12 protein-coding genes are annotated in these 12,880 nt (G+C 60.9%); 8 read left to right on the top strand and 4 right to left on the bottom strand.

From position 1 onward, the window contains the following. Nucleotides 1-74 precede the first annotated feature (74 nt). The 6 genes from KHQ24_RS08560 (at nt 75) to clcB (ending at nt 6,496) form a co-directional block, all read left to right on the top strand. Entirely contained in the window at nt 75-344 is a 270-nt protein-coding gene (locus tag KHQ24_RS08560; protein WP_004206039.1) for a DUF1161 domain-containing protein, read from the top strand. 150 nt (nt 345-494) lie between these two features. Beyond that, entirely contained in the window at nt 495-2,930 is a 2,436-nt protein-coding gene (ynfE, locus tag KHQ24_RS08555; protein ID WP_211777224.1) for a selenate/tellurate reductase subunit YnfE, read from the top strand. 10 nt (nt 2,931-2,940) lie between these two features. Beyond that, entirely contained in the window at nt 2,941-3,558 is a 618-nt protein-coding gene (locus tag KHQ24_RS08550; RefSeq protein WP_048324102.1) for a DMSO/selenate family reductase complex B subunit, read from the top strand. A gap of 1 nt (nt 3,559) precedes the next feature. Further along, entirely contained in the window at nt 3,560-4,417 is an 858-nt protein-coding gene (locus KHQ24_RS08545) for a DmsC/YnfH family molybdoenzyme membrane anchor subunit (protein ID WP_080840985.1), read from the top strand. Nucleotides 4,418-4,458: 41 nt separating this feature from the next. Then, nucleotides 4,459-5,067, top strand: coding sequence for a Tat proofreading chaperone DmsD (dmsD, locus tag KHQ24_RS08540; protein WP_053810421.1), 609 nt, complete (start codon nt 4,459-4,461; stop codon nt 5,065-5,067). Nucleotides 5,068-5,200: 133 nt separating this feature from the next. After that, the gene (gene clcB, locus KHQ24_RS08535) at nt 5,201-6,496 is read left to right on the top strand and encodes a voltage-gated ClC-type chloride channel ClcB (protein ID WP_053810422.1); all 1,296 of its coding nucleotides are present in this window, start codon (nt 5,201-5,203) and stop codon (nt 6,494-6,496) included. Here clcB and bioD read toward each other — a convergent pair. From bioD to KHQ24_RS08520, 3 genes are all read right to left on the bottom strand, one after another. Then, nucleotides 6,449-7,144 carry a dethiobiotin synthase gene (gene bioD / locus KHQ24_RS08530; protein WP_004206045.1) on the bottom strand — a complete coding sequence of 232 codons (696 nt, stop codon included), beginning with the start codon at nt 7,142-7,144 and terminating at the stop codon, nt 6,449-6,451. The genes clcB and bioD overlap by 48 nt on opposite strands. 127 nt (nt 7,145-7,271) lie before the next feature. Continuing rightward, nucleotides 7,272-8,492, bottom strand: a complete 1,221-nt coding sequence (gene mlc, locus KHQ24_RS08525) for a sugar metabolism global transcriptional regulator Mlc (protein ID WP_043519663.1) — start codon at nt 8,490-8,492, stop codon at nt 7,272-7,274. Nucleotides 8,493-8,616: 124 nt separating this feature from the next. After that, nucleotides 8,617-9,519, bottom strand: coding sequence for a LysR family transcriptional regulator (locus tag KHQ24_RS08520; protein WP_004206047.1), 903 nt, complete (start codon nt 9,517-9,519; stop codon nt 8,617-8,619). A gap of 130 nt (nt 9,520-9,649) precedes the next feature. Here KHQ24_RS08520 and KHQ24_RS08515 point away from each other — a divergent pair, with 130 nt between their 5' ends. Beyond that, on the top strand, nt 9,650-10,900 hold the full coding sequence (locus KHQ24_RS08515) for an MFS transporter (RefSeq protein WP_211777223.1): 1,251 nt from the start codon (nt 9,650-9,652) through the stop codon (nt 10,898-10,900). Nucleotides 10,901-10,930: 30 nt separating this feature from the next. Here the strand turns inward: KHQ24_RS08515 and KHQ24_RS08510 are convergent, their stop codons facing one another. Next, nucleotides 10,931-11,023, bottom strand: a complete 93-nt coding sequence (locus KHQ24_RS08510) for a KPN_01571 family protein (protein ID WP_004206050.1) — start codon at nt 11,021-11,023, stop codon at nt 10,931-10,933. A gap of 227 nt (nt 11,024-11,250) precedes the next feature. Between KHQ24_RS08510 and KHQ24_RS08505 the strand changes: the two genes are divergently transcribed. Further along, on the top strand, nt 11,251-12,738 hold the full coding sequence (locus KHQ24_RS08505; RefSeq protein WP_023318168.1) for a carboxypeptidase M32: 1,488 nt from the start codon (nt 11,251-11,253) through the stop codon (nt 12,736-12,738). The last annotated feature ends 142 nt before the right edge of the window (nt 12,739-12,880 follow it).

The following is a 12,880-nucleotide window of genomic DNA, read 5'->3' as shown; positions in this document are numbered from 1 at the left end:
CATATTAGCAAATACAATTGTTTACACCAGTTCTGCTATGCTTAAATCTGGATAACATCGATAAGGAGCGTAAGATGAAACTATCCCTCTGGACAGGCGCCGCGCTGCTGCTGTGCTCCACGACCGTACTGGCGGCCCCCGACTCCTGTGAACGGGTCAAAAATGATATTCAACAGAAGATCATTAACAATGGCGTACCGGAAACGGCCTTCAGTCTGGCCATTGTGCCCAACGACCAGGCGGACCAGCCCGGCGCTCAGGTGGTCGGTCATTGCGCCAATGACACCTTCAAAATCACCTACACCCGTAACAGCGACAGTCCCGCCGAAAACGACGCACAGTAAGCCCACTTCGCTTTCAAACGAAAGATCTTATCCCTGCATTGACCAGGGATAAGATCTGCCGGCTACCCATAATGTATTATCGCTCACCCCGGCGTCTGTTAATGACGCGGCGGCCCTTCTCCGCCCAGCATAACCATCATGGAGTGAGCAATGTCGAATCAGGAATCTTCCGGCGGCGTCACCCGACGCGCGTTACTTAAATCCACAGCCCTCGGTTCTCTGGCGCTGGCCGCCGGCGGGCTTCCCCTCCCCTTTACGCTGCGCAGCGCCGCGGCGGCAGTACAACAGGCTGCCGGCGACAACACCCGCATTGTCTGGGGCGCCTGTTCGGTCAACTGCGGCAGCCGCTGCGCCCTGCGGTTACACGTGCGTGATGATGAAGTGGTGTATGTCGAAACGGATAACACCGGCGACGACCGCTATGGCGATCACCAGGTCCGCGCCTGCCTGCGCGGGCGTTCGATTCGCCGGCGCATCAACCACCCGGATCGCCTTAACTATCCGATGAAGCGCGTGGGAAAACGCGGAGAAGGTAAATTTGAGCGTATCAGCTGGCAGGAAGCGCTGGATACCCTTGCTGACCGCCTGAAGCGCGTCGTCGCGGAATATGGCAACGAAGCCGTGTACATTAACTACTCATCAGGAATTGTCGGCGGGAACATCACTCGCTCCTCGCCTTCCGCTTCGCCGGTGGCGCGGCTGATGAACTGCTACGGCGGCTCGCTTAACCAGTACGGTACCTACAGCACCGCGCAGATCGCCTGCGCCATGCCCTACACCTACGGCAGTAACGACGGCAACAGCACCTCAGATATTGAAAACAGCAAGCTGGTGGTGATGTTCGGCAACAACCCGGCGGAAACCCGCATGAGCGGCGGCGGCATTACCTGGTATCTGGAACAGGCCCGCGAGCGCTCCAACGCGCGGATGATCGTTATCGATCCGCGCTACACCGATACCGCCGCCGGTCGCGAAGATGAGTGGATCCCCATTCGCCCCGGCACGGACGCCGCGCTGGTCGCCGGTATCGCCTGGGTGTTGATTAACGAGAATCTGGTGGATCAGCCGTTCCTTGATAAATACTGCGTCGGCTACGATGAGAAGACGCTGCCGGCCGGGGCGCCTGAGAATGGCCACTATAAAGCCTATATTCTCGGCGAGGGCGACGACGGCGTCGCCAAAACGCCGCAGTGGGCCTCGCGTATCACCGGCATCCCAGCCGATCGCATCATTAAGCTGGCGCGCGACATCGGCATGAGCAAACCGGCCTACATCTGCCAGGGCTGGGGGCCGCAGCGCCAGGCCAACGGCGAGCTCTCGGCCCGGGCAATCGCCATGCTGCCGATCTTAACCGGCAACGTCGGCATCAACGGCGGCAACAGCGGCGCCCGCGAATCGACCTACACCATCACCATCGAGCGTCTGCCGGTGCTGGAAAACCCGGTGAAAACCGCCATCTCCTGCTTCACCTGGACCGACGCTATCGCCCGTGGTCCGGAAATGACCGCCACCCGCGACGGTGTGCGTGGCAAAGAGAAGCTGGATGTGCCAATCAAATTCCTGTGGAACTACGCCGGCAACACCATCATCAACCAGCACTCCGACATCAATAAGACGCACGATATTCTGCAGGACGAGAGCAAGTGCGAAACCATCGTGGTCATCGACAACTTTATGACCTCGTCGGCGAAATATGCCGACCTGCTGCTGCCCGACCTGATGACCGTTGAGCAAGAAGATATCATTCCCAACGATTACGCCGGCAATATGGGCTATCTGATTTTCATCCAGCCCGCCACCTCGGCGAAGTTTGAACGCAAACCGATTTACTGGATCTTAAGCGAAGTGGCGAAACGGCTCGGCGACGATGTCTACCAGCGTTTTACCGAGGGGCGCACGCAGGCGCAGTGGCTGCAGCATCTGTACGCCAAAATGGTGGCGAAAGATCCGGCGCTGCCGGCCTACGAGGAGCTGAAGCGAATGGGCATCTACAAACGCAAGGATCCGAACGGCCACTTCGTCGCCTATCGCGACTTCCGCCGCGATCCCGAAGCGCATCCGCTCAACACCCCGTCCGGCAAAATTGAGATCTACTCCAGCCGGCTCGCCGAGATTGCCGCCCGCTGGCAGCTGGAGAAAGACGACGTCATCAGCCCGCTGCCGGTCTACGCCTCCACATTTGAAGGCTGGGACGATCCGCTGCGCAGTCAGTATCCGCTGCAGCTATTTGGATTCCACTATAAGGCGCGCACCCATTCCAGCTACGGCAACGTGGATGTGCTGCAGGCCGCCTGCCGTCAGGAAGTGTGGATCAACCCGCTTGACGCGGAAAAACGCGGGATTAATAACGGCGATCTGGTGCGGGTGTTCAACCAGCGCGGCGAAGTCCGGCTGCCGGCGAAAGTGACGCCGCGCATCATGCCGGGCGTGTCGGCGATGGGCCAGGGCGCGTGGCACGACGCCAATATGGCCGGCGACCGGGTTGACCATGGCGCCTGCATGAATACCCTGACCACCCATCGCCCGTCGCCGCTGGCGAAAGGGAATCCGCAGCATACCATCCTGGTCGATATCGAGAAGGTTTAAGGAGTAAACCATGAGCACGCAATATGGATTCTTTATCGACTCCGCTCGCTGTACCGGGTGCAAAACCTGCGAGCTGGCCTGTAAGGACTATAAAAACCTGACCCCGGAAGTCAGTTTCCGTCGCATCTACGAGTACGCCGGCGGCGACTGGCAGCAGGACAACGGCGTCTGGCAGCAGAACGTTTTTGCCTATTACCTCTCCATCGCCTGTAACCACTGCGCCGATCCGGCCTGCACCAAAGTCTGCCCGAGCGGGGCGATGCACAAGCGCGAAGACGGTTTTGTGGTGGTGGATGAAGAGGTGTGCATCGGCTGCCGCTACTGTCATATGGCCTGTCCGTACGGCGCGCCGCAGTACAACGCCGACAAAGGCCATATGACCAAGTGCGACGGCTGTCATGAGCGCGTCGTCGAGGGGAAAAAGCCGGTCTGCGTCGAGTCCTGCCCGCTGCGGGCGCTCGATTTCGGGCCGATTGCTGAACTGCGTGCTAAGCACGGCCAACTGGCGGCGGTAGCCCCGCTGCCCTCGGCGCACTTCACTCAGCCGAGCATCGCGATCAACCCTAACCGCAACGCCCGGCCGTGTGGCGATACCACCGGTTATCTGGCAAACCCGAAGGAGGTGTGAGATGGGAAGCGGATGGCATGAATGGCCGCTGGTGCTGTTTACGGTACTGGGGCAATGCGTGGTGGGCGCGACACTCATCAGTGGTCTGGTCTGGCTCGAGCTGGCGGACCAGCGCGAAGCGCGGCAGCGTCTGGTGCGCAGCATGTTTTTTATCTGGCTGCTGATGGGGATCGGCTTTCTCGCTTCAGTTATGCATCTCGGTTCGCCACTGCGCGCGTTTAACTCGCTGAACCGCGTCGGCGCCTCGGCGCTGAGCAACGAAATCGCCAGCGGCGCCTTGTTTTTCGCTGTGGGCGGATTCTGGTGGCTGCTGGCCGTGCTGGAAAAAATGCCGGCAGCGCTGGGCAAAATCTGGCTGGTGATCGCCCTGCTGTTGGGGCTGCTGTTTGTCCTCGCGATGACCCGGGTTTATCAAATCGATACTGTACCGACATGGTACACTGGCTACACCACCAGCGCCTTCTTCCTGACGGTACTCCTTAGCGGGCCGCTGTTCGCCGCCCTGCTGTTGCAAATGGCGAAAGTCGACGTTAACGGCTGGTTTATTGCTGGGTTGAGCGTGGCCGCGCTGGTCATCAGCGCCGCGGTGATCGTCATGCAAAGCGCCGGGCTCAGTACTATTCACAGCTCCGTTCAGCAGGCGGCCAGCCTGTTGCCGAATTACGGCAGACTGCAGGCCTTACGCCTGATCCTGCTGGCGCTGGGACTCGGCTGCTGGCTGTGCCCGCTGATCCGTCGCCAGCCGCCGCGCGCGGCGGGGCTACTGGCTGGTCTGCTGCTGGTCTTGATTGCTGAATGTATTGGCCGCGGCCTGTTTTATGGGCTACATATGACCGTCGGTATGGCGGTTGCCGGTTAATGAGACGGCGCGCCGGCGCGCGCCGCAGAAAGGAATAAGTGATGATGCCGTTCCCACACCGCGACGCCGTCGCGTTAAGCGCCCGTACCCTGGGCGCGTTGTTCTCTTATGCGCCGAATAACGCGCAAATCGCGCCGCTGGTCGCCGCCTTCCAGGACGGCAGCTGGCAGCAACAGTGGCCCTACCCGGTTGCCGCCCCGCTGGCATCGGGGTTTGCCGCGTCGGCTGAAGAGTCGTTGCCGGAAGCCTGGCAGCGCCTGTTTATCGGACCATGGGCCCTGCCGGCGCCGCCATGGGGATCCGTCTGGCTGGATAAAGAATCGGTGCTGTTCGGCGAATCCACGCTGGCCCTGCGCGAATGGATGCGCGCGAACGGCATCGCACTGGACGCCGATCGCAACGAGCCGGAAGACCATTTCGGCACCCTGCTGCTGCTGGCGGCGTGGCTGTGCGAAACGGAGCAGGAGGCGTTGTTTGGCCAGCTGCTGGCCTGGCATCTGCTGCCGTGGTCCGGACGCTTCCTGAGCGTCTTTGTCGAACGCGCTGCCCACCCCTTCTACCAGGCGCTGGGTCAGCTGGCGAAGGCGACCCTGGCGCAGTGGCAGGAGAATCTGCCGATCGCCGTGGCGGAAAAGCCGCTCTATCGCTAATCCCTTTACCGCGCCGGTAGTCGGCGCGGTTTCCTTATTTGCACGCCTGACCGTGACCCGCACTTATCGCTTTTGCATATAAGGTTATTCCCTATCACAATAAGGCCATGTTTTCCGACTCTCGCCATGACCGATGCACCGTCTTCATCCCTATCCTGACGTGCAGGTGATGTTTCGTCGCCTGCTGATCGCCACGCTGATTGGCCTGCTCGCCGCCCTGGCGGTGGCCCTGTTTCGCCATGCCATGGTGGTGCTGGAAACGCTGTTTCTCGGTAACGACAGCGGGAGCCTGGTCAACGCCGCGCAGTCGCTGCCGGCGTGGCGGCGGCTGATTACCCCGGCGCTGGGGGGACTGGCGGCAGGGACACTTCTCTGGCTCTGGCAGCGGCGCAGCATTGCCCGCCCGCACGCCGCCACCGATTATATGGAAGCCCTGGAAACCGGGGACGGTTGCTTCGATACGCCGGCAAGCCTGGTGAAGTCGCTGGCTTCGCTGCTGGTGGTGGTCACCGGCAGCGCGATTGGCCGGGAAGGCGCCATGATCCTGCTGGCCGCGCTGGCGGCCTCGCTGTTCGCCCGCCGCTTCACGCCGCAGGCAGAATGGAAGCTGTGGGTCGCCTGCGGCGCCGCCGCCGGGATGGCCAGCGCCTATCATGCCCCGCTGGCCGGCAGCCTGTTTATCGCTGAAATTCTCTTTGGCACGCTGATGCTGGCCTCGCTTGGGCCGGTTGTCATCTCGGCTGTGATCGCCCTGCTGCTCACCCAGTTTCTCAACGGCGGCGCCGCGCCGCTGTACCATGTCGTCCTGCAGCAGGACCTTAGCGCGCTGCACTATGGCCTGATGCTCGCCACCGGACTGCTGGCCGGGCTGTGCGGGCCGCTGTTTATCTGGCTGATGGCCTACAGCCACCGCGGGTTCGTCAGGCTGAAGCTGGCGCCGCCGTGGCAGCTGGCGCTGGGCGGGCTGATAGTCGGCGGCTTATCGCTCATCACTCCGGCGGTGTGGGGCAACGGCTACAGCGTGGTGCAAAGCTATCTCCTGCTGCCGCCGCCCGGCGCGCTGCTGGTGGCGGTATTCCTGTGCAAACTGCTGGCGGTGCTGGCCAGCAGTGGCTCCGGCGCGCCGGGCGGGGTGTTTACCCCCACGCTGTTTGTCGGTCTGGCGATGGGCATGCTGTTTGCCCGCTTCAGCGGGCTGTGGCTACCGGGGGATCAGGAGATGGCTTTGATGATGGGACTGACCGGCATGGCGGCGTTTCTTGCCGCCACCACCCATGCGCCCATTATGTCGACCCTGATGATTTGTGAGATGACCGGGCAGTATACGCTGCTTCCCGGCCTGTTGATCACCTGCGTGGTGGCGTCGGTGCTGTCGCGGACGTTACGCCGGGATTCGATCTATCGCCATCACGTTGCCGAGCATGTCTAAGTCGACGTAGCGGCTTAGCTCACGCTGCTCGGCGCGCGGCAGATACGGCAGCTCGCCAATGAGCGGCGCCGGCAGCTTTTTGCTGAGCACATCGATGATTTCGGCGTAGTGCGCCAGACCGGGGTTAATGCGGTTGGCCACCCAGCCGATCAGCGGTAGCCCGTCATTGGCGATCGCCTGGGCCGTCAGCAGCGCATGGTTGATGCACCCTTCCTGGATCCCCACCACCATCAGCACCGGGAGCTGCTCCTGTACCACCCATTCGGAGAGCGGTCGCAGGTCGTTCATCAGGCTGCGCCAGCCGCCGGTGCCTTCAACCACCACATGTTCAACCTGCCCGGTCAGCCGCTGCAAACCATCCGACAGCAGACCGTAGTTGATCGGGCAGCTGTGCGCCACGCTGCTTTCGTCTTCGCTTAAGGCGATGGGATTGACAGCCTCATAGGGTAACGCCAGCGTGGAGACGCTCTGCAGCACCAGCGCGTCTTTGTTACGCAAACCGTCCGGCGTCTCTTTGCTGCCCTTCGCCACAGGCTTGTACCCGGCCACGCTTTTGCCTCTGGCAGCAAGTGCCTGCAACAGCGCACGGGAAACCACTGTCTTCCCGACAGAGGTGTCTGTACCTGTAATAAAGAAACGCTTAAACATCACTAACCCCACAGTTTTGTCGATGAAATATACGGGAGAGAAATAATCAACAGTGGGCAAAGTCTACGTGAAGCCGCTGGGGGTCAGCTTGAGATAGCGCAATTTTTGGTGTGACTATGAAAAAATGTTAACCCTGTAACAGTCGTATGAGTAAGGATCCGTTATAGAGCGCATCCTTGACCAACGCCGCGCCAGCCATCGTTCCGCGGTTGGAGAACTGGGTGCATTCAACCGCGATATGCTGGCTGTAGGCCGGGAGTGATTGTTGCCGAATGCAGCTGGAAATTGCCGGAAAAAGAATGTCTGCCGCCAGGTTAAACGGCGAGCCAATCAGGATTTTCTGCGGGTTAAACAGATTGACCATGATCGCCAGAATGCGGCCGACGTGATTACCGACGCCGCTGATAATGTCCCGGGCCAGCAGATCGCCCTGCAGCGCCGCCTGACATAGCCACTCCACGCTCAGCGGACGCTGATGCAGCAGCGAGCTCATCGACTGCGCCATCCGCATCTGCGCCAGCTCCAGCACGCTCTCCACGCTGGCGATCGTTTCCAGACAGCCATGGTTGCCGCAGTAGCAGCGTTTGCCGTAGGGGTCGACCTGGGTATGACCGATCTCCACGAGACTGCTGCTGCCGGCGTGCAGCAGACGTCCATCGGTGATAACCCCGGCGCCGACGTTGTGATCGATCACTACCTGAATGACGTCCCGGGCGCCGCGCGAGGCGCCAAACAGCGATTCCGCCATGGTCCAGGCGCTGATGTCATGCTGAATATAGACCGGCACCCCGGTATGGTTGGCCAGCGTTTCGCCCAACGGGACGTCTTTGACTTCTTCATAAAACGGCATGCGATGAATAATGCCGTTTTCAGTATCAATGATACCCGGCATCGTGATGGCGATGGAGGTGAGACGTTCCAGCTTCTTCTGGTGGCGAATAAAGAAGCGATCGATATGGTCGATAATCCGCGTCAGAAACGGCGTGCTGTCGGCAAGCGCCAGCTCCAGCTGCTCCTCCACCACCAGCTGGCTGCTTAAATCACGCAGCGAAAGGTGGATCTCGCCGCGGCTGATGCGCACCGCCAGATAGTGCCATGCCTCGGTTTCCACCATCAGCCCCACCGCCGGCCGCCCGCGGCTGCCGGGCTCCTGAATTTCGGTCTCCTGCACCAAGTGCGCTTCCAGCATTTCGCGGACAATTTTGGTGATGCTGGCGGGCGCCAGTTGCGCAAATCGGGAGAGGTCGATACGCGATACCGGGCCGAGCTGATCAATCAGGCGATAGACGGCGCCCGCATTGGTCTGCTTGATTTGATCGATATGGCCTGGTTGACTATCCGCTACCACCATTGACTCCCTTTATTTTCGCGCTTCGAAATAAACTTTCGGCTATGGTGAAGCACTTCGATGGTGAACGTCAAATTTTTGCTTAGCCTTGTGATTTACCGCACATTTCCAGCCCATTTTTGCTTCAATTGCGCTCGCTTTTCCAGGCCAGCAGCGTGTCACGAAAGCGTTTTGCCAGCGCTCCCTGCTCATGGTGTTTCGACCACACCAGCCACATCTCTGACACCGCATCCTGTTCGTCGATCGGCAGCCAGCGCATTTCGCTGAGCTGCACGCGCTGAAAGGAGGCCGGCAGGATCGACACCCCCAGTCCGGCGGCCACCAGGCCAATAATGGTCATCGCCTCCCCCACCTCCTGCGCAATCACCGGCGTATGGCCGTAGCGGCGCAGCAGGCCAAGGATATCGTCATACAGGCCGGTACCGACATGCGGGTCGAAAAAGACGAACGGCTCCCGCGCCAGCGCCGCCAGGCTGACCGAGGGCAGGCGGGCCAGCGGATGGTCCGCCGGGACCATCGCCAGCAGCGGCTCACGCAGGACCCGCTGCCACGCCAGGGTGTCCGGCAGTTGGGTATTGCGCAACAGGCCAAGGTCGAGGGCCCCCTCGCTCAGCGGGACAATCTGTTCGCGGGTATTGGTCTCGCGGGTGAGAATATGCACATCCGGGTAGCGCTGACGAAACAGCGACAGCGTATCGGATACCGCCTTGATAAAAGGGGCCGAGGAGGTAAAGCCGATACGCAGTTCGCCCGTTTCCCCATGGTGCAGGCGGGCGGCGCGGGCGGCGGCGTCCTCCACCTGGGCGAGAATTTGTCGGCTGTCGGCGAGAAACTGTTTGCCCGCCGCCGTCAGGCTGACGCTGCGGTTGGTGCGGGCGAACAGGCGGGCGCCGGTCTGCTGCTCGAGGATCTGAATTTGCTGGCTTAACGGCGGTTGAGAGATGTTCAGTCGCGCCGCGGCGCGGCCAAAATGCAGCTCCTCGGCGACGGCGACAAAGTAGCGCAGATGACGCAACTCGATATTCATATTTAAAACGTCTTATTTGAGATTATTAATATATTAGACAGAATATTTACATTTTCATACCCTAAAAATGTGAGCTGAATGGTCACAACACTCTGTTGGTAAGCAGCAACTTCTATCCAAGGAATTCTCTGTGAGTCGTACAACAACCGTTGACACCGTGCCGGCGGACGAGGTCAGCGTCGCTGGTGCATCCCGCCCGGATCAATTTATTAAGCGCGGCACCCCGCAGTTTATGCGCGTCACTCTCGCGCTGTTCTCCGCCGGTCTGGCCACCTTTGCCCTGCTCTATTGCGTGCAGCCGATCCTGCCGGTGCTGTCGAACGAGTTCGGCGTATCGCCGGCCAGCAGCAGTATCTCTCTCTCCATTTCCACGGCGATGCTGGCGGTGGGCCTGCTGTTTACCGGCCCGCTATCGGACGCCATTGGCCGCAAGCCGGTGATGGTCACCGCCTTGCTGCTGGCCGCCTGCTGCTCGCTGTTGTCGACCATGATGACCAGCTGGCACGGCATCCTGATAATGCGCGCCCTGATCGGCCTGTCGTTGAGCGGCGTGGCGGCAGTCGGCATGACCTACCTGAGCGAGGAGATCCACCCCAGCTTCGTGGCCTTCTCCATGGGACTCTATATCAGCGGCAACTCCATCGGCGGCATGAGCGGCCGCTTGCTCACCGGGGTCTTTACCGATTTCTTCGGCTGGCGCGTGGCGCTGGCGGTGATCAGCGGGTTCGCTCTGGCAGCGGCGATTATGTTCTGGCGTATCCTGCCCGAGTCGCGCCATTTCCGCCCGACCTCGCTGCGGCCAAAAACGCTGCTGATTAATTTCCGCCTGCACTGGCGCGATCGCGGCCTGCCGCTGCTGTTCATCGAAGGTTTCCTGCTGATGGGGGCCTTTGTCACTCTGTTTAACTACATTGGCTACCGTCTGATGATGTCGCCGTGGTCGTTAAGCCAGGCGGTGGTGGGTCTGCTGTCGGTGGCGTATCTCACCGGAACCTGGAGCTCGCCGAAAGCGGGCGCCATGACCATACGCTATGGCCGCGGTCCGGTGATGCTCGGCTTTACCGGCGTGATGCTTTGCGGCCTGCTGATGACGCTCTTTTCTTCCCTGTGGCTGATTTTCATCGGCATGCTGCTGTTCTCCGCCGGCTTCTTCGCCGCGCATTCCGTCGCCAGCAGCTGGATTGGCCCACGCGCGCGCCGCGCCCGCGGTCAGGCGTCATCGCTATATCTGTTCAGCTATTATCTTGGCTCAAGCCTGGCGGGGACGTTAGGCGGGGTGTTCTGGCACCGCTACGGCTGGAACGGCGTCGGCGGATTTATCGCGCTGCTGCTCCTTGCCGCGCTGTTGACCGGCACTTGCCTGTATCGCCGACTAAAATAATCGCCCGTGACGTGGCCTGCGGGCCACGTTTCACCACATGCCCATGATAGATGACAAGCCCATCAGCTCTCTGACGGCATCAACGGACAGTAAGGCAATAAACAGCCAGGTGAACGGATTCATAAACCACCCCCGAACCTCCAGACCTGTGTAATCGATCACAGTTTAGTCACGATACGTTGCCGATTTCTGCAATACCGCTCACAGAGCCACGCTTTTTTTCCTGCTATCTCCCGGCTGATGCTATACCACGCCTCCTGCGCGCAACGCTCGACCCGCCAGGCGTATCAGGATAGTGTAGAGGCATACCGATAATCTGTTCATTCACCTGTCACGGACCGAACGCTACTATGACTGAAAATACGCCTTATCAGCAGCTTACCCGCACGTTTCAGCGCCTGTCGCGCTTTTCGCATCTCTCCGCCATCGCCGGCTGGGATATGTTCGCCATGATGCCTCCGGGCGGTAGCGCCGCCCGCGGCGAAGCGCTGGCGGAACTCGGCGTGCTACAGCATCAGATCCTGACCGATAAAAAAGTGGGCCAATGGCTGCAGGCGGCCCGCCAGCAGGATCTCAACGACCTCGAACAGGCCAACCTGCGGGAAATGCAGCGTCAGTACGATCAGGCGGCGCTGCTGCCGGAAAGCCTGGTGGAGGCCAAATCACTGGCCGGTAGCCGTTGCGAACATGCCTGGCGCAGCCAGCGGCCGGCTAACGACTGGGCTGGCTTTGCCGAAAATTTGCGCGAGGTGGTCAGACTGAGCCGCGAGGAAGCGCAGATCCGCGCCGACGCCCGGGGAGGCTCACGCTATGACGCGCTGCTTGATATTTTCGAGCCGGATATGACCAGCGCCCGGCTGGACAGCCTGTTTGCCGACCTCAAGTCCTGGCTACCTTCCCTGCTGCGGCAAGCGGTCGACAAGCAGGCGACGCGAACCTTGATCGCCCCGCAGGGGCCGTTCCCGATCCCTGAGCAGCGCGAGCTGGGTCTGCAGGCGATGCGCATCCTCGGCTTTGACTTTGACGGCGGGCGTCTGGACATCAGCGCCCACCCGTTCTGCGGCGGCGTCCCTCAGGATGTGCGCATCACCACCCGCTACAACGAAAACGACCTGCTCAGCGCCCTGTTCGGCGTGATCCACGAGACCGGCCACGCCCGCTATGAGCAGAACCTGCCCCGCCCGTGGATCGACCAGCCGGTAGGACTGGCCCGCTCTACCGCCATTCACGAGTCGCAAAGCCTGTTCTTTGAAATGCAGCTGGGACGCAGCGAGCGCTTCCTCCACCGCCTGTTGCCGGCGGTGCGCGAACGCTTTGGCGATCGGCCGGCCTTTAGCGAGGAGAATTTTGTCGCCTGGAACCAGCGGGTGAAACCAGGCTTTATTCGCGTTGATGCCGATGAGGTCAGCTACCCGGCGCATGTGATCCTGCGTTATGAAATTGAACGCGCGCTGATCGACGGCGAGATCGAGGTGGAAGATATTCCGTCGCTGTGGGATGAGAAAATGCAGCACTGGCTGGGACTGTCGACCACCGGCAACTACCGGGACGGCTGTATGCAGGATATTCACTGGACCGACGGCGGGTTCGGCTACTTCCCTTCCTATACGCTGGGGGCGATGTACGCCGCGCAGCTGATGGCCGCCGCCCGCCGCGCGCTGCCGACGTTAGACCGCGATATCGCGGAAGGGGATTTCAGCGCCCTGTTTGACTGGCTGCGGCAGAATATCTGGCAGCATGGCAGCCGCTTCACCACCTCGCAGCTGATCCAGCAGGCCACCGGAGAGGATCTTAACAGCCGCTACTTCCGCGACCACCTTACCGCCCGCTATCTGTAATCGTCCGCGCCGGGCTGCCCGGCGCGTCCTTCGCTCCTCGCCTTGTACATTCGGTTACACGCCGATACCAAACACTCACGGAAAGCCCGAAAAGACAAGCATATAGTAATTTCACCGGCCCCGCAGTGGGGTTGAAATTAAG

The organism is Klebsiella sp. 54 (genome assembly GCF_018223875.1).
Classification (GTDB): domain Bacteria; phylum Pseudomonadota; class Gammaproteobacteria; order Enterobacterales; family Enterobacteriaceae; genus Klebsiella; species Klebsiella quasipneumoniae.
Note: the sequence above shows the minus strand (reverse complement) of the source record. Positions and strands in the feature narration are given on the sequence as shown.

Coding starts and splice junctions, on each gene's coding strand:
- KHQ24_RS08520 (WP_004206047.1), bottom strand. CDS start 9,519: ATGAATATCGAGTTGCGTCATCTGCGCTACTTTGTCGCCGTCGCCGAG.
- dmsD (WP_053810421.1), top strand. CDS start 4,459: ATGATGCCGTTCCCACACCGCGACGCCGTCGCGTTAAGCGCCCGTACC.
- clcB (WP_053810422.1), top strand. CDS start 5,201: ATGCACCGTCTTCATCCCTATCCTGACGTGCAGGTGATGTTTCGTCGC.
- bioD (WP_004206045.1), bottom strand. CDS start 7,144: ATGTTTAAGCGTTTCTTTATTACAGGTACAGACACCTCTGTCGGGAAG.
- KHQ24_RS08550 (WP_048324102.1), top strand. CDS start 2,941: ATGAGCACGCAATATGGATTCTTTATCGACTCCGCTCGCTGTACCGGG.
- KHQ24_RS08560 (WP_004206039.1), top strand. CDS start 75: ATGAAACTATCCCTCTGGACAGGCGCCGCGCTGCTGCTGTGCTCCACG.
- KHQ24_RS08505 (WP_023318168.1), top strand. CDS start 11,251: ATGACTGAAAATACGCCTTATCAGCAGCTTACCCGCACGTTTCAGCGC.
- KHQ24_RS08545 (WP_080840985.1), top strand. CDS start 3,560: ATGGGAAGCGGATGGCATGAATGGCCGCTGGTGCTGTTTACGGTACTG.
- KHQ24_RS08510 (WP_004206050.1), bottom strand. CDS start 11,023: ATGAATCCGTTCACCTGGCTGTTTATTGCCTTACTGTCCGTTGATGCC.
- ynfE (WP_211777224.1), top strand. CDS start 495: ATGTCGAATCAGGAATCTTCCGGCGGCGTCACCCGACGCGCGTTACTT.